Source organism: Mycolicibacterium sp. lyk4-40-TYG-92, from assembly GCF_030209435.1.
Lineage (GTDB): Bacteria > Actinomycetota > Actinomycetes > Mycobacteriales > Mycobacteriaceae > Mycobacterium.
Genome location: NZ_JARVRX010000008.1, coordinates 1 through 20,872 on the forward strand (window position 1 = coordinate 1; position 20,872 = coordinate 20,872).

Below are 20,872 nucleotides of genomic sequence, written 5' to 3' on the forward strand. Positions count from 1 at the left end.
TGAGGAACGTGTCCCACTGCTGCACCGTCAGCGTCCGATCCTGGCCGTCGACCAGGCTCAGCTCGTTGTCGAGACCCGCATGGGACGTACCCGCCCCGAAAAACAGCGACGCCAGCGCCGCTACCAGTGCTACCAGCACCCGACTGAATGCCTTCATATTCTCCCTAGCTCAGTAGGCGGTGCCAGCAAGCTGACCGCGCGACCGTCGCAAGAACTCCATGTACGCCCTCAGGCGAACTTCACATGTCGCTCTTACCTTTTGCTCATCGTTGACACGAGGAAGATATCGGCGTACGCACCTTCCGGCAATGCGAACGGCGTAAAGACCGCGCAGATATTCCCGATCCGGAAAAGTTTGCTGGGAACTACCTGCTCATCGAGATCGACCACACCGGCCGGTTGGGCCGAAACACGCCGGAAACATGCGCTCAACGGGGCCGCTGACCGGCGCAATCAGGAGTTAACCTCATTCGCGACCAGCCGTTGTGAGAACAGCGTGCTCAGCGATGGTGCGGCGGAACGTTTTCCCGTAGCCAGCGATCTCGGTCACCATCCCCGGACCCAGTGGGCTCGTTACATTCATCCCGGGTAACGTCCGGCAAAACGTCGCCGAACACCTTGTTAACTAGGTCGCGCGACGGCTGTGTACCGCTCATCACAAGACTCCTTCAGTGTGATCAAGATCACACCTTTGCCAGGATGAGGGGTTCACGTGGGACGAACTCATGACGCCTCCGTTCGGCCGACGAGCCCCGTGGAGCTCAGCTATCAGATGTCGAGGCTCGACAGCTGCGCGATGATGTACGCCGCCAACGGCCCCAGCGTCGCCATACCGTCGCGCACCGACGCACGTGAGCCGGCGATGTTGACCACCAGCGTGCTTCCCGAGACCCCGGCCAGGCCGCGCGAGAGCCCCGCGTCCGAAATACCGGCCGCCAGGCCCGACGAACGCAGCGCCTCGGCGATGCCGAGCAATTCCCGGTCGAGCATGGTCCGGGTGGCTTCCGGCGTGACATCGCGCGGGCTGACGCCGGTGCCACCGACGGAGATGACCAGATCGACACCACCGATCACCGCGGTGTTGAGGGCGTTGCGAATCTCGATCTCATCGGCCGGGACCACGACGACGCCGTCGACGAGGAAGCCGGCCTCACCGAGCAGTTCGGTGACCAACGGACCGCTGTGGTCCTCTTCGCCGTGCGCCGTGCGGTCATCCACGACCACGACGAGTGCGCGCCCGGCCAATTCCCCTGCCTGTTCCATGCCTGTCACCGTATATCCCGCCTCTGACATCGAACTCGGCCCCGCTCCCATCACTGCTGCGCCTTTCCGAGAGTCACCTGAACGGTCTGCGGTTTGCCCGCGGTGTCCAGATAGGTCAACGTGACCTTGTCGCCAGGGGCCTTCGACCGCACCGCCGCGACCAGCGCGTCGGCGCTACTGATCACCCGGTCGTCCACCTTGGTCACCACCACACCGCTGGGCAGGCCGGCCGTCTGGGCCGCGCCACCGTTGGTGACGTCGACGATCTTGGCGCCGTCGACGGCCTTGTCGTTGCCGACCTGCACGCCGAGCGACGCATGGCTCGCGATGCCGTTCTTGATCAGCTCGTCGGCGATGCGCTTGGCCTGGTCCACCGGAATGGCGAAGCCCAGGCCGATCGAACCGCTCTGCGACTGACCGGAATCCCCGCCGAGCGTCGCGATCGCCGAGTTGATGCCGACGAGTTCACCGCTCATGTTGACCAGCGCGCCACCGGAGTTGCCGGGGTTGATCGCGGCGTCGGTCTGGATGGCGTCGAGCACGGTGTTCTGGTTCTTGGCGTCACCACCGGCGGCGACGGGGCGATTCAGCGAGCTGATGATGCCCTCGGTCACGGTGCCCTGCAGACCCAGCGGCGAACCCACCGCCACCACCTGCTGGCCCACCACCAGGTTGGACGACGAGCCCAGCGAGATGGGCGTCAGACCCGAGACGCCCTTGGCCCGCACGACTGCGATGTCACTGCTCGGATCGGTCCCGACGATCTGGAACGTCGTGGTGTTACCGGTGTTGAACGTGACCTTGGTCTGCACCGGCGGCGCCCCCGGCGGCGGGGCATCCTTGGCGCCCGCCACCACGTGGTTGTTGGTGAGGATGAGCCCGTCCGCGGACAGGATGATGCCCGAGCCTTCTTCAGAGGCCCGGCCCATGTCGGTCTCGAGCTTCACGACGCTGGGCACCACCTTGGCGGCGACCTGCTCCACCGAACCGATCGGCGCATTACCCGCGTGCTGTCCGCGCGCCGAACCGCCCAACGAGGTCGTGGTGTTCGAGTAGTCGGGCTGGGCCAGCATCACGATGCCGCCGCCGATACCCGCCGACACCAGTGCCACCGCTGCCATTCCGGCGATCAAAGGCCCTGTGCGGGAACGGTTTTGCGGGCGCGGCGAGATGGATGGCCGACCGTTCTGCGACCCGTTGCGGTAGGGGTCGTGCGGCTGCGAACCGTACGGCTGGGTCGAGTACTGGCCCGTGACGTACGAGCCGGTCGGGTGTTGACCGGGCTGATGCTGGCCCGTCGGGTACTGACCGGTGGGGTAACTGCCCGTGGGGTACTGGCCGGTGGTCTGCTGCTGATGCGTGGCGTACCGCCAGTCGTATGACGACCCCGGCTGCGGCGACGCGCCGTAGCCGGGCGCGGACTGATAGGAATCAGGACGCCGACCGGACTCGGGCTGCTGCGAGTACCTCGGGTGATTCGTCATTACTGGTCGACACTCTTCCTGTATTTCCGATCCGTTGCCGGGACAACGAACGACATGACCTGACGGTGCCCACTCGGGCTGAGAATCCACTGAGACACCGCAGGCCGCACCCTAGACTTCCTCCCCCGTCCGGGCAGGTTCATTTTCCGTGGTCACGCCCGTTACGTCCAGCCCAGCGGGTCGGTGTGTTGCGGTCACACCGGAGGGTCGTCCCGGCAAAACGAGATGGATCGACGTGCCCGGCGGCGTCCCGCCCGGCACGGTGTCCTCAATCCGCAGTGCGCCACCATGTTTGAGCACCACCTGCTTGACGATGGCCAGTCCCAGACCGGAACCGGGCATCGCCCGCGCCGTCGTCGACCGGTAGAAACGCTCGAACACCAGCGCCCGTTCCTGCGGCGGGATGCCCGGCCCCCAGTCGGAGACCACCAGCTCCGCGTGCGTCGGATTGATGCGCCCGAGCCGGACCCGCACCACCGAACCGGCCGGACTCCACTTGGCGGCGTTGTCGAGCAGGTTCAGCACCGCCCGGGACAACCCCGCCCCGTCGCCGTACACCTGCCATCCGGCGATGTCGACGTCGAAGTCAATGTCGTTGCGGCGGCGGCGAACTCGTTCCAGGCTGCGGTCGACGACCTCGGCCATCTCGACGGGCTCGTGGACCGTCACCGCGGCGTCGTCGCGGGTCAGGTCGACCAGGTCGCCGACGAGGGTGGAGAGCTCCTCGATCTGGGCGATGACATCGGACTGCAGACCCGCCATCTCCTCCTCCGGGAACGGCGGCGCGCCGGGTGCCATGGCCGCCATCAGCAGTTCGACGTTGGTCCGCAGCGAGGTCAGCGGCGTGCGCAACTCATGACCGGCGTCCGACACCAGCCGGGCCTGCCGGTCTCTCGACTCGGCGAGCGCCCGCAACATCATGTTGAAAGCCTCTGTGAGCCTGGCCAATTCGTCATTGCCGTAGACCGGGATGGGCCGCAGGTCGTCGGTGCGGGCCACCCGTTCGGTGGCCTCGGTCAACCGGGCCACGGGTCTCAGCCCGGTCCGCGCGACGGTGCCACCGGCGATGGCGGCGACGGCCATCCCGATTCCACCCACGATGAGCAAAATGGTGCCGAGCCGTTTGAGCACCTGGCTGGTGGGCCAGAGATTCTTCGAGATCAGCAGCGAGTTACCCGACTGCAGGTGCACCGCCAGCACGCGCTGATAGTTGGTGGTACGCAACGACATCAGCAGCTTGCCGGCGATGACGTCCTTCTCGGGCGTGCCGAGCGGCAGCGTCTGCCCCTGCTGGTTGGCGGTGTAGATGGACTGGCCCGGGATCACGTACATCGCATTGACGTCCGAGTAGGCGGTGCCCTCGATCGCCTTGCCGGGGTCGACGGCCAGGGAACCGCTCTCGATGAGCAATTGCGCGCGGCTGTGCAACTGGTTGTCGATGTCGCCGTACAGCGCCTTCGACACCACCACGTACACCGCAACCGACATGAGGACGACGACCATCGCCACCATCGACATCGCGAGCAGCATGACGCGCCATTTCAGCGACACCGAGCTGGCGTCGTGTTGCACTGTGCCGTCCGGCGTCACCGGCATCTGCGGCACTTCCCGCATCTTCCGGTCCACGGTTGCGCGAAGCTTGTCGAGCATCAGGGTGGGGTCTCACGCAGCACGTAACCCACGCCGCGCACGGTGTGGATCAGGCGCGGTTCTCCCTCCGCCTCGGTCTTGCGGCGCAGGTACCCGACGTAGACCTCAAGGGCATTGCCCGACGTCGGAAAATCGAAGCCCCACACCTCTTCGAGGATCCGACTGCGGCTCAGCACCCGGCGCGGGTTGTGGATGAGCATCTCGAGCAGCGAGAACTCGGTGCGGGTGAGGCTGATCGACCGCGAGCCGCGGGTGACCTCGCGGGTCACCGGGTCGAGGCTCAGGTCGGAGAAGGTCAGTGCCGCCGACTCGGCGCCGTCGGCGGGACCGGTACGGCGGAGCAGGGCCCGCATCCGGGCCAGAAGTTCCTCGAGCGCGAACGGCTTCGGGAGATAGTCGTCGGCACCCGCGTCGAGGCCGGCGACCCGCTCATCGATCGAGTCGCGGGCCGTCAGCATCAGCACCGGCAGGTCGTCCCCGCTGCTGCGCAGCTGCCGGCAGACCCCACGGCCGTCCAACCGCGGCATCATGTCGTCGAGCACGACAGCGTCGGGCCGGTCGCTGGAGATGCGCTCCAGCGCCTCGACACCGTCTTGCGCCAGTTCGACCGAGTACCCGTTGAAAGTCAGTGACCGACGCAGTGATTCACGTACAGCGCGGTCATCGTCGACTACAAGGATTCGCACAGGCACAGTCTCACCCCACCATCTGAGAGCGGACTGAGAAGACGCGCCACGCGGGCGCGAGAAAAACCGTCAGTCGGTTCAGGCGCGGCGGTCGAGGTCGATCAGACCCAGACGCGCGGCCTTGAGCAGGCGACGCGGCACCTTGTGCGCCTGACCTGCGACGTTCACGCTGACCAGGCCGGTGGCCTCGGCCTTCCACTGCGCGCGACGGCTACGGGTGTTCGAGCGCGACATCCTGCGCTTGGGCACAGCCATGATGTGCACCTCTCTGACTAAACGGAATTGCTTGCGGTCGGCCGCGTCGCGAAACAAATAGGGCCAACGGCCTCTCCATTGCTTCTCGCGTGCGCAGCGATTGCACCTCAGGATAGCCGTCGACCTGCGTAGGCTCCAAAACGTCGCCCCCACCGGGCAACACGCAACCCCCAGCCCCCTTGACTCGGTACCGCTAGTACCGACTAACCTCCCTACCGGTTGGTTGAATGACGGGAGTGTGTGTGACATCACCAGCAGTCCGGATCGGTAACTGCTCGGGGTTCTACGGAGACCGGCTGGCGGCGATGCACGAGATGCTCGCCGGGGGTGAGCTGGACTACCTCACCGGCGACTACCTCGCCGAGCTGACCATGCTGATCCTCGCGCGGGACCGAGCAAAGAACCCTGACCTCGGGTACGCCAAGACGTTCCTGCGCCAACTGGAGCAATCCCTCGGCCTGGCCCTGGACAAGGGCGTGAAGATCGTCGCCAACGCCGGCGGCCTCAATCCGGCCGGCCTGGCAGCAGCGGTACGCGCCCTGGCCGAAAAGCTCGGGCTGACGGTGAACGTGGCGCACGTCGAGGGTGACGACCTCGTGGCGCGCGCCGGCGAGCTCGGCTTCGGCACCCCACTGTCGGCCAATGCCTACCTCGGCGCCTGGGGCATCGTGGACTGCCTGAAGTCCGGGGCAGACGTCGTCGTCACCGGCCGGGTCACCGACGCCTCGGTGATCGTCGGGCCGGCCGCCGCACACTTCGGCTGGGCGCGCACCGACTACGACGCGCTGGCAGGCGCCATTGCGGCGGGCCACGTCATCGAGTGCGGCACTCAGGCCACGGGCGGCAATTTCAGCTTCTTCACCGAGATTCCCGACCTGATCCGCCCTGGGTTCCCGCTGGCGGAGATCTCCGCGGACGGCTCGTCGGTGATCACCAAGCACGCCGGCACCGGGGGACGGGTCAGCGTCGACACCGTCACCGCACAGCTGTTGTACGAGATCACCGGGGCGCGCTACGCCAATCCCGACGCCACCCTGCGGGTCGACTCGCTGGAGCTGACCGCCGACGGCGAGGACCGCGTCCGCATCTCCGGCGTGTGCGGCGAGGCGCCGCCGCCCACGTTGAAGGTGTCGCTCAACAGCATCGGCGGCTTCCGCAATGCGGCGTCGTTCATCCTCACCGGCCTCGACATCGAGGCGAAGGCGGATCTGTTGCAGCGCCAGCTGGAGGCGAGCATCACGCAGCGCCCCGCCGAATTGCAGTGGACGCTGGCCCGGACCGATCATCCCGACGCCGACACCGAGGAGCGGGCCAGCGCGCTGCTGCACTGCGTCGTGCGCGACCCCGACCCGGCCAAGGTCGGCCGCCAATTCTCCGCGGCAGCAGTCGAACTCGCGCTCGCCAGCTACCCGGGATTCACCACCACCGCTCCCCCGGGCGACGGCCAGGTGTACGGCCTGTTCAAGCCCGGCTACGTCGACGCGGCCCTGGTGCCCCACGTCGCAGTGCGCGCAGACGGATCCCGGGTCGACATCGCGCCGTCCGCAGAGACAGTCGCACTGGGACCGGTGGACGACCCGGCGCTGCCTGACCCGCCGCCCGCCGGGCCGACCCGTCGAGCGCCGCTGGGCACCATCGCCGGGGCCCGCAGCGGCGACAAGGGTGGATCCGCCAATGTCGGCGTCTGGGTCCGGACCGACGACCAATGGCGTTGGCTGGCACACACATTGACGGTCGAGACGCTTCGCGAGCTGCTGCCCGAAGCCGCCGACCTGCCCGTGACGCGACACCTGCTGCCCAACCTGCGCGCCATCAACTTCGTCATCGAGGGCATCCTCGGCGAAGGCGTCGCGTACCAGGCCCGATTCGATCCCCAGGCCAAGGGCCTCGGGGAATGGCTACGAACCCGTCATCTCGACATCCCGGAGGAACTGTTTTCGTGAGCATATGGACCACGCCCGAACGTGACGCACTGCGAAAGACCGTGCGCGCGTTCGCCGAACGCGAGATCCTCCCCCACGTCGACGAGTGGGAGCGCAGCGGCGAGCTGCCCCGTTCGCTGCACGAGGCAGCCGGTGCGGCCGGCCTGTTGGGCGCCCAGGCGCCCGAGTCCGTCGGCGGTGGGGGCGGCGACGGCGCTGACGCCGTGATCGTCTGCGAGGAACTGCATTACGCCGGCGTGCCCGGCGGCGTCTTCGCGTCGCTGTTCACCTGCGGCATCTCCACACCGCACATGATCGCCTCCGGCGACCAGCGGCTGATCGACACGTACGTGCGACCGACGTTGCAGGGCAAGATGATCGGCTCATTGGCCATCACCGAACCCGGCGGCGGCTCCGACGTCGGGCACCTGACCACCCGCGCCGACCGTGACGGCGACGACTTCATCATCAACGGCGCCAAGACCTACATCACCTCAGGTGTGCGCGCCGACTATGTGGTGACCGCTGTGCGCACCGGAGGCCCTGGCGCAGCCGGTGTTTCGCTGATCGTCGTGGACAAGGACACCCCCGGCTTCACGGTCAGCCGCAAGCTGGAGAAGATGGGCTGGCGCTCGTCGGACACCGCGGAACTGTCCTACGTCGACGTCCGCGTGCCGGCAGCCAACCTGGTCGGACCCGAGAACTCCGGCTTCCTGCAGATCGCCGGCGCCTTCGTCTCCGAGCGGGTCGGCCTTGCCGCGCAGGCATATGCGAGCGCGCAGCGCTGCCTGGACCTGACCGTGCAGTGGTGCCGGGACCGGGAGACGTTCGGCCGGCCGCTGATCACCCGCCAGTCGGTGCAGAACACCCTCGCCGAGATGGCACGGCGCATCGACGTCGCCCGGGTCTACACGCATCACCTGGTCGAGCGCGAATTGGCCGGTGAGACGAACCTGATCGCCGAGGTCTGTTTCGCGAAGAACACCGCCGTCGAGGCCGGCGAGTGGGTGGCCAACGCCGGGGTCCAGTTGTTCGGCGGCATGGGCTACATGGCCGAGTCGGAGATCGAACGGCAGTACCGCGACATGCGCATCATCGGTATCGGTGGCGGTACCACTGAGATTCTCACCTCGCTGGCCGCCAAGACGTTGGGATTCCAGTCATGACACAGGCAAGCAACGGAGCGGATTGCGCATCATGACCCAGCTGAAGTCCACACTCAATTCCGCATCGACCGGATACACCGATGCCGCTGCGGCGATGACGGCCAAGCTCACCGAGCTGGATGCCGAGCATGCCAAGGCGCTGGCCGGCGGCGGCGCGAAATACGTTGACCGGCACCACGCCCGCGGCAAGCTGACGGCACGCGAGCGCATCGAGCAGCTCGTCGATCCGGACTCGCCGTTCCTGGAGCTGAGTCCACTGGCCGCGTGGGGCAGCGACTTCGTCGTCGGTGCCAGCCTCGTCACCGGCATCGGTGTCGTCGAGGGCGTCGAGTGCCTCATCGTGGCGAACGACCCGACAGTCAAGGGCGGCACGAGTAACCCGTGGACGCTCAAGAAGATCCTGCGCGCCAACCAGATTGCCCGCGAGAACCGGCTGCCGGTGATCTCGATGGTCGAGTCGGGCGGCGCGGATCTGCCCACGCAGAAGGAAATCTTCATTCCGGGTGGCGCGATGTTCCGCGATCTGACCCGGCTGTCGGCGGAGGGCATTCCGACCATCGCGTTGGTGTTCGGCAACTCGACCGCCGGCGGCGCCTACATCCCCGGCATGTCCGACCACGTGGTGATGATCAAGGAGCGCTCCAAGGTGTTCCTGGCCGGACCGCCACTGGTCAAGATGGCCACCGGCGAAGAGTCTGACGACGAATCCCTTGGTGGCGCCGAAATGCACTCCCGGACCTCGGGTCTCGGCGACTACTTCGCACAGGACGAGCTCGACGCCATCCGCATCGGGCGGCGCATCGTGGCCCGGCTGAACTGGCGCAAGCAGGGTCCGACGCCGGCACCGGTGGTGCCGCCGCTGTATCCCGAAGAGGAACTGCTCGGCATCGTCGGCGCCGATCTGCGCATCCCGTTCGATCCGCGCGACGTCATCGCACGCATCGTCGACGGCTCGGACTTCGACGAGTTCAAACCGCTGTACGGCTCGTCTCTGGTCACCGGTTGGGCCAACCTCTGGGGCTACCCGGTCGGCATCCTGGCCAACGCGCGCGGCGTCTTGTTCAGCGAGGAATCGCAGAAGGCCACCCAGTTCATCCAGCTGGCCAACCGGTCCGACACGCCATTGTTGTTCCTGCACAACACGACCGGCTACATGGTCGGCAAGGCGTACGAGGAAGGCGGGATGATCAAGCACGGCTCGATGATGATCAACGCCGTCTCCAATTCGAAGGTCCCGCACATCTCGCTGCTCATCGGCGCCTCCTACGGCGCCGGCCACTACGGCATGTGCGGCCGGGCCTACGACCCGCGGTTCCTGTTCGCCTGGCCCAGCGCGAAATCCGCGGTGATGGGCGGAGCGCAGCTGGCCGGTGTGCTCTCGATCGTCAGCCGCGCAGCGACCGAAGCCCGGGGCGGCCAGGTCGACGAAGCCGCGGACGCAGCGCTGCGTGCCGCCGTCGAAGCGCAGATCGACGCCGAATCACTGCCGGCGTTCCTGTCCGGCCGGCTCTACGACGACGGCATAATCGACCCCCGCGACACCCGCACCGTACTGGGAATGTGCTTGTCCGCCATTGCCAATGCCCCGATCGAGGGGACGTCGAACTTCGGCGTCTTCCGGATGTGAGTAGCCCGCCGATGAGCGCTTGCGCGAAGAGCAGAGGACACAGTTCATGATTCGTAAAATCCTCGTCGCCAACCGCGGGGAAATCGCCCGCCGGGTGTTCGCCACCTGCCGCCGGCTCGGCATCGGCACCGTCGCGGTGTACACCGACCCCGACGCGGCCGCGCCGCACGTCGCCGAGGCCGACGACCGGGTGCGGCTCGAAGGTCGCACCGGTTATCTCGACGCCGCCCAGCTGATCGCGGCGGCCAAGGCGTCCGGTGCCGACGCGATCCACCCTGGCTACGGATTCCTCTCGGAGAACCCGGATTTCGCGGCCGCCGTGCAGGATGCCGGGCTGACATGGATCGGCCCGCCGGTGGCCGCCGTGCAGGCCATGGGCTCCAAGATCGAGGCCAAGAAGCTGATGTCGGCAGCCGGCGTTCCGGTGCTGACCGAGCTGGACCCCGACACCGTCACCGCCGACCAGCTACCGGTGCTGATCAAAGCGTCCGCCGGCGGCGGTGGTCGCGGTATGCGGGTGGTTCGCGAATTGTCCGCGCTGCCGGCCGAAGTCGCGGCGGCGCAGCGCGAGGCGCAGTCCGCCTTCGGTGATCCGACGGTGTTCTGCGAGCGCTATCTGGCCAGCGGCCACCACATCGAGGTGCAGGTGATGGCCGATGCGCACGGCACGGTGTGGGCCGTCGGCGAGCGCGAGTGCTCCATTCAGCGGCGGCACCAGAAGGTCATCGAGGAAGCGCCGTCCCCGCTCGTGGAGCGGACGCCCGGCATGCGCGCCAAGCTGTTCGAGGCCGCCAGGCTGGCAGCCACCGCGATCGGCTACACCGGCGCCGGCACCGTCGAGTTCATGTCGGACGCGGGCGGCGACTTCTTCTTCCTGGAGATGAACACCCGCCTGCAGGTCGAGCATCCGGTCACCGAGGAGACCACCGGACTCGACCTGGTCGAGCTGCAGCTGGACGTGGCCGACGGTGGCGCACTCGCCGCGGAACCGCCCGCAACGCAGGGACATTCGATCGAGGCCCGGCTCTACGCCGAGGACCCGGCCAAGGACTGGCAGCCGCAGGCCGGCACGGTGCACCGATTCGAGGTGCCGGGCGTGCGAGCCGAATTCAGCCTGCTGGGCCGTGCCGGAACGCGCGTCGACTCCGGCATCGTCGACGGTTCGGTGGTCTCGGTGTTCTACGACCCGATGCTGGCCAAGGTCATCTCGTTCGCGCCGACCCGCGACCGGGCCGCGGCGATCCTCGCCGACGCGCTGTCCCGCGCGCGCATCCACGGCCTGCGCACCAACCGCGACCTGTTGGTGAATGTGTTGCGGCACCCGGCTTTCCTGGCCGGTGTCACCGATACCGCGTTCTTCGACACGCACGGTCTGGCCGACCTGGCGGCACCGGCCGACACCGACGTCACGCTGGCCGCCATCGCCGCGGCCCTGGCCGATGCGGCGCACAACCGCGCCACGGCAACGGTTTTCGCTGCCGCACCGAGCGGCTGGCGGAACCTCGCGTCGGGCTACCAGAGCCGTGCGTACACCGACGCGGCCGGAGCCGAGCAGCGGGTGCGGTACCGGTACACCCGCGACGGCGTCGAGCTGCCCGACCGCGACGACGTCACCGTCGTCACCGCTGATCCCGCTCGAGTGGTGTTGGCTCTGGGCGGCGTTGAGCGGTCTTTCGACGTCGCCCGATACGGCGCCGACGTTTTCGTCGACTCGCCTGCCGGCGCCGTGCACCTCGTGGCCCAGCCTCGATTCCCCGACCCGGACGCGGCAGTCGCCCAGGGCTCGCTGCTGGCGCCGATGCCCGGACTGGTGGTCCGGGTCGGCGCGGCCGTGGGTGATTCGGTCACCGCCGGCCAGCCGCTCATCTGGCTGGAAGCCATGAAGATGGAACACACCATCGCCGCACCGGATTCCGGTGTGCTCGCCGAACTCAACGTGCAACCGGGCCAACAGGTCGATGTCGGTGCCGTGCTTGCCCGTGTAGAAACCCCAGAAGGAGAATGACCGTGTCTTTCATCGAATCCGACGAGCGCAAGGCGCTGCGGGAGGCCGTCGTCGCGATGGCCTCGAAGTTCGGCCAGGACTACTTCCTCGAGAAGGCCCGCGCCGGCCAGCACACCGACGAATTGTGGGCCGAGGCAGGCAAACACGGCTTCCTGGGCGTGAACATGCCCGAGGAGTACGGCGGCGGTGGCGCCGGCATGTACGAGCTGAGCCTGGTCATGGAAGAGATGGCCGCCAATGGCTGTCCGTTGTTGATGATGGTCGTCTCGTCGGCCATCAACGGCACCATCATCTCGAAGTACGGCACCGAGGAACAGAAGAAGCGCTGGGTCCCGGGTCTTGCGGACGGCTCGCTCACCATGGCTTTCGCGATCACCGAGCCCGATGCCGGCTCCAACAGCCACCGCATCACCACGACGGCCCGCCGCGACGGCGGCGACTGGATCCTGTCCGGCCAGAAGGTCTTCATCTCGGGCATCGACCAGGCCGACGCCGTGCTGGTCGTCGGCCGCACCGAGGACCACAAGACCGGCAACCTCAAGCCGGCACTGTTCGTGGTGCCCACCGATGCGCCGGGCCTGAGCTGGACCAAGATCGAGATGGAGATCATCAGCCCCGAGAGCCAGTTCCAGGTGTTCCTGGACGAGGTGCGGCTGCCCGCCGATGCACTCGTCGGCTCCGAGGACGCCGCGATCGCGCAGCTGTTCGCGGGCCTGAACCCGGAGCGGATCATCGGTGCGGCCATGGCCGTCGGCACCGGCCGGCTCGCGATCCGCACCGCGACCGAGTATGTCAAGACCCGTCAGGTCTGGAAGGTGCCGATCGGTTCGCACCAGGGCATCTCGCACCCGCTGGCGCAGATCCACATCGAGCTCGAGCTGGCCAAGCTGATGATGCAGAAGGCCGCCACCCTCTACGACGCCGGTGACGACTTCGGTGCCGCCGAAGCCGCCAACATGGCCAAGTACGCCGCCGGTGAGGCCTCGGTGCGCGCGGTCGATCAGGCCGTGCAGTCGCTCGGCGGCAACGGCCTGACCAAGGAGTACGGCATCGCCGCCGCGGTCACGGCCTCGCGACTCGCCCGCATCGCTCCGGTCAGCCGTGAGATGGTGCTTAACTTCGTGGCGCAGACCTCGCTGGGTCTGCCGCGCTCGTACTGACAGGAAAGTCTCATGACCGCACTGGTCCACTACTCCGTCGAAAACGGTGTCGCCCGGCTGACGCTGGACTCACCGCACAACCGCAATGCGATGTCGACCGCGCTGGTGGAGCAGTTGCGGCAGGGCCTCACCGATGCCGCCGACGATCCGGGCGTGCGGGTCGTGGTGCTCGGACACACCGGCGGCACCTTCTGCGCCGGGGCTGACCTGAGCGAGGCAGCCGGGCGCGACCCCGGCGACCTGGCCACGGCCCGCGCGCTGGAGGCGGCCCGGCTGCTGCGGTCGATCCTGGAGCTGCCCGTTCCGGTGATCGCCGCGATCGACGGCCACGTCCGCGCCGGCGGCATGGGGTTGATCGGCGCCTGCGATCTGGTGGTCGCGGGCGCCGCCAGCACCTTCGCCCTCACCGAGGCCAGGATCGGTGTGGCGCCCTCGATCATCTCGCTGACGCTGCTGCCGAAGATGACGGCCCGTGCGGCCGGTCGCTACTTCGTGACGGGCGAGAAGTTCGGCGCCGAGGAAGCCGAGCGGATCGGCCTGGTGACCGTCGCGACCGATGACGTACCAGCGACCGTGGCGAAGCTGACGGATGAGATCACCAAGGGTTCACCGCAGGGTCTGGCCACGTCCAAGGCGCTGACCACGGCGTCGATCCTGGCTGACTTCGACCGCGACGCCGAGAAACTGGCCAAGCAGTCGGCGGAGTTGTTCGTTTCCGACGAGGCCCGCGAAGGCATGCTGGCCTTCCTCCAGAAGCGGCAACCGAACTGGAATAAGTGATCCACATCCCGTAACGGATGGGACGTCGATGCGGCCACAGTTTGCCTCAACAGCCTTGCAAGTCGCTGTGATCGTCGTAGGCTCGAGTTGATGAGCATGCCAGGTTCGCGCGCACAGATGCGCGTCGTCGATACCGACCGGATTCAGGTCGCTCACCTCCTCAGCGATGCTGCCGCGCAGGGACGGCTGCCGATGTCCGAGTACGAGGACCGATTGAACCGGGCCTACTCGGCGCAGACGTACGCCGAACTGTCGAAGCTGAGCGACGACCTGCCATACATCACCACCGCGCCCTGGGACACGGGCGGCGAATGCCATCCCGCACCCTCGACGCTGCTGCTGGCGATCATGAGCGGATTCGAGCGCCGGGGCCGCTGGAACGTCCCGCAGCGGCTGACGTCGTTCTCGCTCTTCGGCGGCGGCGTCATCGATCTGCGGTACGCCGACTTCACGTCACCGGACGTCGAGATCCACTCCTACTCGATCTTCGGCGGCCAGACCATCCTGCTGCCGCCGGAGGTCAACGTCGACGTGCACGGCGTCGGCGTCATGGGCGCGTTCGACCACCTCGGACAGCAGGGCACCCCCGGCGCCCCGCGTGTCACCATCCGCGGCTTCTCGCTGTGGGGCCGCGTCGGCATCAAGTCCAAGAAGCGCAAGCCCCCGCCCGCTGACTAGCCCCCTTCCCGCGAGCTAGCCCCTTTCCGAGCGAGCAGCCCCTTTCCCCGCGAGCGGCCGTGTCTGTACGGGACACGCCGCATGTCGCGTGCACTTTCAGGCCGCTCGCGGGCGACGAGCGACCCGAAACTCCACAGCGGGGGGGTACTCGGGCTCATAGCTCGTGCTTAAACTTGCCGTCCACCATGACGTCATGCCCACGCAGTCAGCGGAGTGGATGGCCACAGCACGGCTGTTGCGCCGCACCGGTTTCGGCGCCACCGGTCGCGCCGTCGACGCAGCCGTGGGGCAACCGGACTATCTGAGCGCAGGGCTCAACTCCGACCCGGAGTCCGATCCGGGTGCCAAAGCGACGCCTCTGCCCGAGTTCCCGGTACCCGGCCCGGTGGGCAAGAACGCGACTGTCGCCGCCCGCAAGGAGTACAACAGCGGGCTCCGAGACCAGATGCACGCGCTGTCGCAGTGGTGGCTGCAGCGCATGGTGTCGGTACAGCAGCCCGTCCACGAGAAACTGACCCTGCTGTGGCACAACCACTTTGCCACCTCGGCGGGCAAGGTGCGGGCGGCCGGGCTGATGGCCGCGCAGAACCAGAAACTACGGGCCGGTGCCGTCGGCGACTTCCGGTCCCTCGCGTACTCGATGCTCACCGATCCGGCCATGCTGCGCTGGCTGGATGGCCAACAGAACACTGCGAAGGCCGCCAACGAGAACTTGTCCCGCGAATTCATGGAGCTGTTCGCACTCGGCCACGGGAACGGCTACACCGAATCCGACGTGCGCGAAGGGGCCAGGGCACTGACCGGATGGGTGATCAGAGACGGGCAGTCCAGCCTGGCCCACAAACGGCACGACGCCGGGGACAAGACCGTGTTGGGTGTGACGGGCGCGTTGGACGCCGCCGGATTCTGCGACGCCGTCCTGGCACGACCTGAGTCTCCACAGTATGTGGCGCAACGACTCTGGCAGCAGCTCGCCTCCGACAACCCGCCGTCGGCGCCGGCGTTGTCTCGACTGGTCGGCGCGTACGGCGTCGGCCGCGACTTGAAGGCGCTGACAGTGGCCATCCTGACCGATCCGGAGTTCCTCGCCCAGCCTGCGTCATTGGTGAACACTCCGGTCGAGTGGACGGTCGGGCTGGTGCGCGCCCTCAAGGTGCCGGTAGCGCAGAATTCCCAGCTGATCGACCAGACCCTGAAAACGCTTGGCCAGCAGCCCTTCTACCCGCCCGACGTCGGTGGCTGGCCCCGTGGCCGGGCCTGGCTGTCCACCGCCGGCGCCGGAGTCCGGCTGCATGCGGCGACGGTACTGGCCCGCACGGGCGACGTCTCCGCCGTGTCCGACGCGGCACCGGCGGATCGGATCGACGCGGCCGGTTACCTGCTCGGCATCGGGTCATGGTCGGACCAAAGTGCAGCCGCGCTGCGCCCGCTGGTCAACCGCCCGCCCGAGCTGGTGGCCGCTGCGGCGAACACGCCCGAAAACCTGACGTCGTAGGGGTGCACATGGTCGAGATGAATCGGCGCAGGTTTCTGTTCGCCAGCACGGGACTGACCGCGGCGGGACTGCTGGCCGGTGCGACATTCGGATTGCCCGACCTGCTGCAGGCCGCGCGCGATCGTCCGCTCGCACAGGGTTCGGGCATCCTGGTGCTCGTCACGATGTACGGCGGCAACGACGGCATCAACACCCTGATTCCGTACGCAGACCCGGCCTACCACCAATCCCGGCCCGAATTGGCTTACGCCGCATCCGATGTCCTGCATCTGGACTCCGCGCTCGGGTTGAACCCCGGAATGCCAGGGCTCGCCAGACTCTGGCAACAGCGGCAATTGGCGGTGATCCGAGGAGTCGGCTACCCCAAACCCGACCACAGCCATTTCCGATCGATGGACATCTGGCAGACCGCTTCGCCCGACGAGCCGGTGCGTACCGGCTGGATCGGGCGGTGGCTCGACGCAACCGGAGACGACCCGCTGCGTGCGGTGAACATCGGCGCGGTCCTGCCACCCCTTGCGGTCGGCGAAAAACTCACCGCTGCAGCACTCTCGGTAACGGGTGACCACACACTCAAGTCGTTCGCCAACACCGTCGACGCCCTGGGCGCACCGGACACCCAGGACACTGCGGCCATGGCCCTGGTGCGCCAGTCGTATCGGGCCGTACAGACAACCGACGCTGCGCTGCAGCCCGCCATACAGCAGGCCTCACACAAGGGCAGGTCGCCGACCGCAAAGAACAAGTCGGACGACGCTCTTGCCGACCAACTCGCGGTGGTGGCGCGGTGCATCAAGGCCGGCGTGCCGACGCGGGTGTACAGCGTGAGCTTGGGCGGATTCGACACTCATGCCGACGAACGCGGCACCCAGCAGCGGCAGGTCAGCCGGCTCGACACCGCGGTAACCGGTTTCCTCGACCAGATCGCGGGCGACCCGCACGGAAGAAACGTTGTGCTGATGGCATATTCAGAGTTCGGTCGCCGAGTGCGTGCCAACGCATCGCAGGGTACGGACCACGGCACGGCCGGCCCGATGTTCATTGCCGGTGCACCGGTCAAGGGTGGTTTCTATGGCGACGAGCCGTCACTGACCGATCTGGACAACGGAGATCTCAAGGTCACCACCGACTTTCGCGATGTCTATCACGAGGTACTCACGCGGACACTCGGGACCGATCCGGGCCCAATCGTGGGCCCGGGCCGCAAGGACGTCGGCTTCCTCGCGTGATCAGGCCGGGGCGGCACGGGTGTTCGACAGCCGCGAGTCAGCGACGCCGACGCCGCGAGCGCAGGTAGTCACCCACGACTGCGGCACCCAGCCCATCCAGTTCTGGCACGACCACACGCCCTTCGACGCGCCGGGCCACCTGGTCGATGAACCGCGCCAGGCCGGGATCACTGCCCAACCGGAAGATGGTGATCTGCGCACCCAGCCGGGCCACCTCGTCGAAGCTGCGCACCGTGAAGGCGATGGTGCGCGGGTGCGGCGGGTAGTCGAAGAACGTCTCGGTCCCGTTGCGGTACTGCTCGAGGTGCGCCGTCGGTTCACCGTCGGTGACGACGAGGACGACCGGCTGCGCATTGGGATGCCGCCGCAGGTGCCGGCCGGCGAGCAACAGCGCGTGGTGCAGGTTGGTGCCCTGCTCGTAGACGCCTTCCAGCCCCGTCAGTTCGGCCGCCGAGACGGTGCGGGCATGCCGGCCAAAAGCGATGATCTGCAACGCATCTGACCGGAACCGGGTACTCACGAGGTGATTGAGCGCCAGGGCGGTGCGCTTCATCGGCAGCCACCGGTTCTCCATGACCATCGAGAACGACGTGTCCACCAAAAGCGCCACCACGGCTTGGGTGCGGGTCTCGGTTTCCGAGATCTCGACGTCCTCGACCGTGACTCGAAGGGGCGGGTAGCGGCCCTCCGCCGAAACACCCGCTTGCCGCAGAACCGCGTTGGTCAAGGTGCGGGTGACGTTCCAGGGCTCGGTGTCGCCGAACTGCCACGGCCGGGTGGCTCCGGTCAGTTCCCCGGCGGCGCCGGCACGACGGGTGTCCCGCTCGCCGTGTCGACCGGAAAGCTGTTGTGCCACATCGCGGAGTGCTGCCTGGCCCAGCTGACGCATGGCCTTGGGCGACAACCGCCACTGCCCGTCGGACCCGCGATCCAGGAAGCCCTGGTTCATCAGGGTCCGTTCCAGTTCCGCCAGGGCGCGGGCGTCGACGGCGGCCTCGTCGCCCAGTTGCCGGGCGAGCATATCCAGATCGACGTCGTCCATCTGGGCGCCGGCGTAGCTCTGCGAAAGCTGTTCCGCCAGCTGCTCCAACTCGGCGATGTCCTCCATCGCCTGAGCAGCCTCCCCCATGCCCAACGGATTGTTTCCGGTGAAACTCCGCTCCCCGGTCCAATCCTCACCCGGGCGGGCGGCCTGAAGGTTGGCATCGAGTCGACCGAGCGCGTTCATCAGCGACGGCGACCCGAAGGCCTGCTGCGCCAACGCATCCAACTCGGCGCGTTGATCGGGTGACAGGCTGTTGCGGAACCGCTGGGCGGCAGCGGCACGCTTGGCCAGGGAGTCCAGGAGCTCGTCGACGTTCTGCGGATTCTCCGGGAAGAACTGGCCGTGCTTGGCCATGAAATCCTGGAAATCCTGTTGCGTGTCTTCGCCGTTGGCGTGCTTCTCGAGCAGATTGTTCAGGTCGTCGAGCATGTCGCCCACGGCCTGACGATCCTCGTCGGTGGCGTTCTGCAGCGCATCCTTCATGCCGGCGAATCGTTGGTCCAGCATCTCCCGGCCCAGCAGATCCTTGATCTGCTCGTATTTTTGCCGGGCTTCCGCTGAGCGCCAGTCGTATTCGGAGAGCTCCTGCACGGCCTTGGCCGGTGACGGCGACAACGACTCCAGCTGCAGTTCACCGAACCGCGCGTCGTCATCGAGCGCGCGGGCGAGTTCCTTGCGTTCGGCGAGCACGGCCTCGTCGAGCAGCTTCTTGATCTCCTGCAGGGTGCCGTCAAGGTTGTTGCGCGACAGCAACTCCCGCCGACGCCGGTTGGCCTCGGCGGCCAGCCGGTCGGCGCCGCGCATATTCTGGGTCCCGCGACGGAGCAGCTCGGACAGCGCGCGCCGGGGCGACGCGCCCTCCATGACATCCTGCCCGATCTGCTCCAGTGCCTCCCGGAGGTCGACGGGAGGCGCCAGCGGGTCGGGCCCGCCGCTGTAGCGCGAATACCGCGAGAGATGTTTAGCCATATACTGTTTCGCCGTCGTCAGAGGTCTTGTCGATGCGCTTGGCCAGGTACAGCGCTTCCAGCGCCAGCTCGACGGCCGCCGCCCGCTCGCCGTCGGACTGCGCGCCCAGCCGGTCGGCGATCGCGTCGATCACCGGCAGGTCCGGCAGCGCGGCCAGGACGTCCTTGGCCGACACGCGCTCCCCCGTCGTGACCGGTGAATCCCCTTCCACCGCAGCGACCAGCGAGCCCACGTCGATGCCGCCGAGCAGGCGCTGCGCGGTGTCCGCGGTGGCCCGCCGCAGCAGATGCTCCAGGACGGCCTGCTCGCGGCCTTCCTCACCGGACTCGAATTCCAGCTTGCCGCGCAGCACGCCGATGATCGTCTGCAGATCGACCACTCGAGCAACCGGATCCTGTTCACCCAGAATCGCGGAGCGGTGCTGGGCTGCCGCGCCGACCGTTTCCGCCGCGGCGATGGCGAATCGGGCCGAGACACCCGAGCGCTGATCGATCGACTGCGACTCGCGCAGGTACCGGGCGAATCGGGCCAGGATCTGCAGCAGGTACTCGGGGACCTCGGCAGCGAGATGCGCTTCCTGCCTGATGACGCCGACCTCCGCGTCGAGCTCCAACGGGTAATGGGTGCGGATCTCGGCGCCGAAGCGGTCCTTCAGCGGCGTGATGATGCGGCCACGGTTGGTGTAGTCCTCGGGGTTCGCACTGGCCACGACGAGCACGTCGAGCGGCAGGCGCAACGTGTAGCCGCGGACCTGGATGTCGCGCTCCTCCATCACGTTGAGCATCGCGACCTGGATGCGCTCGGCGAGATCGGGCAGCTCGTTGATCGCGACGATGCCACGGTGCGCCCGCGGGATGAGGCCGTAGGCGATGGTTTCCGGGTCGCCCAGACTCCGCCCCTCGGCCACCTTGATGGGGTCGATGTCGCCGACCAGGTCGGCGACGCTGGTGTCGGGCGTCGCCAGCTTCTCGAAGTAGCGCTCGCTGCGGTGCTGCCACGTGATCGGCAGGTCGTCGCCGGAGTCCGCAGCCCGGCGGATCGACTCGGGTGTGATCGGCGAGTAGGGGTGCTCGCCCAGCTCCGAGCCGGCGATGACGGGCGTCCACTCGTCCAGCAGACCGACCAGACCGCGCAGCAGGCGGGTCTTACCCTGGCCGCGCTCGCCGAGCAGCACGATGTCGTGCCCGGCGATCAGTGCGCGCTCCAGCTGCGGCAGCACGGTGTCCTCGAAGCCGAAGATCCCGGGCCAGACGTCCTTGCCGTCAGCCAGCGCTGCCAGCAGGTTCTCTCGAATCTCGGTCTTGATGCCCCGCTCGCGGTGGCCCGTTGCTTTCAACGCGCCGACGGTCTTGGGCAGACCGGCCGGCAGGTCGGCTGGAAGGTCGTTAGGTGATGTCACGACCTCCACGCTACGACGGTGCACGGTGAGCGGCAGCACCTTGGGCTCCGGCGCCTTAC

General features: G+C 67.6%; 16 protein-coding genes and 1 pseudogene. 9 read left to right on the plus strand and 8 right to left on the minus strand.

The annotated features are described in order from the left end of the window. From QRN63_RS14040 to rpmF, 6 genes and pseudogenes are all read right to left on the minus strand, one after another. A pseudogene (locus QRN63_RS14040) lies at positions 1-157 on the minus strand (MspA family porin); the annotation flags it as partial. A 611-nt stretch (positions 158-768) separates the two neighbouring features. Beyond that, entirely contained in the window at positions 769-1,293 is a 525-nt protein-coding gene (locus tag QRN63_RS14045; protein WP_133763292.1) for a MogA/MoaB family molybdenum cofactor biosynthesis protein, read from the minus strand. A gap of 20 nt (positions 1,294-1,313) precedes the next feature. Next, entirely contained in the window at positions 1,314-2,747 is a 1,434-nt protein-coding gene (locus tag QRN63_RS14050; protein ID WP_285031378.1) for a S1C family serine protease, read from the minus strand. Positions 2,748-2,858: 111 nt separating this feature from the next. Then, positions 2,859-4,343 carry a HAMP domain-containing sensor histidine kinase gene (locus QRN63_RS14055; protein WP_267316620.1) on the minus strand — a complete coding sequence of 495 codons (1,485 nt, stop codon included), beginning with the start codon at positions 4,341-4,343 and terminating at the stop codon, positions 2,859-2,861. 53 nt (positions 4,344-4,396) lie between these two features. Beyond that, complete coding sequence (locus QRN63_RS14060) at positions 4,397-5,083, minus strand: response regulator transcription factor (RefSeq protein ID WP_020099048.1); 687 nt, start codon at positions 5,081-5,083, stop codon at positions 4,397-4,399. A 78-nt stretch (positions 5,084-5,161) separates the two neighbouring features. After that, positions 5,162-5,338, minus strand: coding sequence for a 50S ribosomal protein L32 (gene rpmF, locus QRN63_RS14065; RefSeq protein ID WP_029104679.1), 177 nt, complete (start codon positions 5,336-5,338; stop codon positions 5,162-5,164). A 227-nt stretch (positions 5,339-5,565) separates the two neighbouring features. Here rpmF and QRN63_RS14070 point away from each other — a divergent pair, with 227 nt between their 5' ends. The 9 genes from QRN63_RS14070 to QRN63_RS14110 all read left to right on the plus strand — a co-directional run bounded on the left by QRN63_RS14070 (position 5,566) and on the right by QRN63_RS14110 (position 17,400). Beyond that, positions 5,566-7,281, plus strand: a complete 1,716-nt coding sequence (locus QRN63_RS14070) for an acyclic terpene utilization AtuA family protein (protein ID WP_285031379.1) — start codon at positions 5,566-5,568, stop codon at positions 7,279-7,281. After that, positions 7,278-8,426 carry an acyl-CoA dehydrogenase family protein gene (locus QRN63_RS14075; RefSeq protein WP_061005709.1) on the plus strand — a complete coding sequence of 383 codons (1,149 nt, stop codon included), beginning with the start codon at positions 7,278-7,280 and terminating at the stop codon, positions 8,424-8,426. The genes QRN63_RS14070 and QRN63_RS14075 overlap by 4 nt, the downstream gene beginning before the upstream one ends. A 31-nt stretch (positions 8,427-8,457) precedes the next feature. After that, complete coding sequence (locus tag QRN63_RS14080) at positions 8,458-10,053, plus strand: acyl-CoA carboxylase subunit beta (RefSeq protein ID WP_285031380.1); 1,596 nt, start codon at positions 8,458-8,460, stop codon at positions 10,051-10,053. A gap of 46 nt (positions 10,054-10,099) precedes the next feature. Further along, positions 10,100-12,058, plus strand: coding sequence for an ATP-binding protein (locus tag QRN63_RS14085; protein WP_285031381.1), 1,959 nt, complete (start codon positions 10,100-10,102; stop codon positions 12,056-12,058). Then, on the plus strand, positions 12,055-13,218 hold the full coding sequence (locus tag QRN63_RS14090; RefSeq protein ID WP_212812961.1) for an acyl-CoA dehydrogenase family protein: 1,164 nt from the start codon (positions 12,055-12,057) through the stop codon (positions 13,216-13,218). The genes QRN63_RS14085 and QRN63_RS14090 overlap by 4 nt, the downstream gene beginning before the upstream one ends. Before the next feature lie 12 nt (positions 13,219-13,230). After that, positions 13,231-13,998, plus strand: a complete 768-nt coding sequence (locus QRN63_RS14095) for an enoyl-CoA hydratase family protein (RefSeq protein WP_285031382.1) — start codon at positions 13,231-13,233, stop codon at positions 13,996-13,998. 90 nt (positions 13,999-14,088) lie between these two features. Then, positions 14,089-14,676: a DUF1707 SHOCT-like domain-containing protein gene (locus QRN63_RS14100; protein WP_267315645.1), complete on the plus strand. Its 588-nt coding sequence runs from the start codon at positions 14,089-14,091 to the stop codon at positions 14,674-14,676. A gap of 193 nt (positions 14,677-14,869) precedes the next feature. After that, complete coding sequence (locus QRN63_RS14105; protein WP_285031383.1) at positions 14,870-16,171, plus strand: DUF1800 domain-containing protein; 1,302 nt, start codon at positions 14,870-14,872, stop codon at positions 16,169-16,171. A gap of 8 nt (positions 16,172-16,179) precedes the next feature. After that, positions 16,180-17,400, plus strand: a complete 1,221-nt coding sequence (locus QRN63_RS14110; RefSeq protein ID WP_285031384.1) for a DUF1501 domain-containing protein — start codon at positions 16,180-16,182, stop codon at positions 17,398-17,400. Between the two features lie 37 nt (positions 17,401-17,437). On the opposite strand, the gene QRN63_RS14115 is transcribed toward QRN63_RS14110, so the two are convergent. After that, positions 17,438-19,414, minus strand: coding sequence for a vWA domain-containing protein (locus tag QRN63_RS14115; protein ID WP_285031385.1), 1,977 nt, complete (start codon positions 19,412-19,414; stop codon positions 17,438-17,440). Next, positions 19,407-20,813 carry a sigma 54-interacting transcriptional regulator gene (locus QRN63_RS14120; RefSeq protein ID WP_410505998.1) on the minus strand — a complete coding sequence of 469 codons (1,407 nt, stop codon included), beginning with the start codon at positions 20,811-20,813 and terminating at the stop codon, positions 19,407-19,409. Before QRN63_RS14120 ends, QRN63_RS14115 begins: the two co-directional genes overlap by 8 nt. Positions 20,814-20,872: the final 59 nt, after the last annotated feature.

Coding starts and splice junctions, on each gene's coding strand:
- QRN63_RS14045 (WP_133763292.1), bottom strand. CDS start 1,293: ATGTCAGAGGCGGGATATACGGTGACAGGCATGGAACAGGCAGGGGAA.
- QRN63_RS14050 (WP_285031378.1), bottom strand. CDS start 2,747: ATGACGAATCACCCGAGGTACTCGCAGCAGCCCGAGTCCGGTCGGCGT.
- QRN63_RS14055 (WP_267316620.1), bottom strand. CDS start 4,343: ATGCCGGTGACGCCGGACGGCACAGTGCAACACGACGCCAGCTCGGTG.
- rpmF (WP_029104679.1), bottom strand. CDS start 5,338: ATGGCTGTGCCCAAGCGCAGGATGTCGCGCTCGAACACCCGTAGCCGT.
- QRN63_RS14070 (WP_285031379.1), top strand. CDS start 5,566: ATGACGGGAGTGTGTGTGACATCACCAGCAGTCCGGATCGGTAACTGC.
- QRN63_RS14080 (WP_285031380.1), top strand. CDS start 8,458: ATGACCCAGCTGAAGTCCACACTCAATTCCGCATCGACCGGATACACC.
- QRN63_RS14085 (WP_285031381.1), top strand. CDS start 10,100: ATGATTCGTAAAATCCTCGTCGCCAACCGCGGGGAAATCGCCCGCCGG.
- QRN63_RS14090 (WP_212812961.1), top strand. CDS start 12,055: ATGACCGTGTCTTTCATCGAATCCGACGAGCGCAAGGCGCTGCGGGAG.
- QRN63_RS14095 (WP_285031382.1), top strand. CDS start 13,231: ATGACCGCACTGGTCCACTACTCCGTCGAAAACGGTGTCGCCCGGCTG.
- QRN63_RS14100 (WP_267315645.1), top strand. CDS start 14,089: ATGAGCATGCCAGGTTCGCGCGCACAGATGCGCGTCGTCGATACCGAC.
- QRN63_RS14105 (WP_285031383.1), top strand. CDS start 14,870: ATGCCCACGCAGTCAGCGGAGTGGATGGCCACAGCACGGCTGTTGCGC.
- QRN63_RS14110 (WP_285031384.1), top strand. CDS start 16,180: ATGGTCGAGATGAATCGGCGCAGGTTTCTGTTCGCCAGCACGGGACTG.
- QRN63_RS14115 (WP_285031385.1), bottom strand. CDS start 19,414: ATGGCTAAACATCTCTCGCGGTATTCGCGCTACAGCGGCGGGCCCGAC.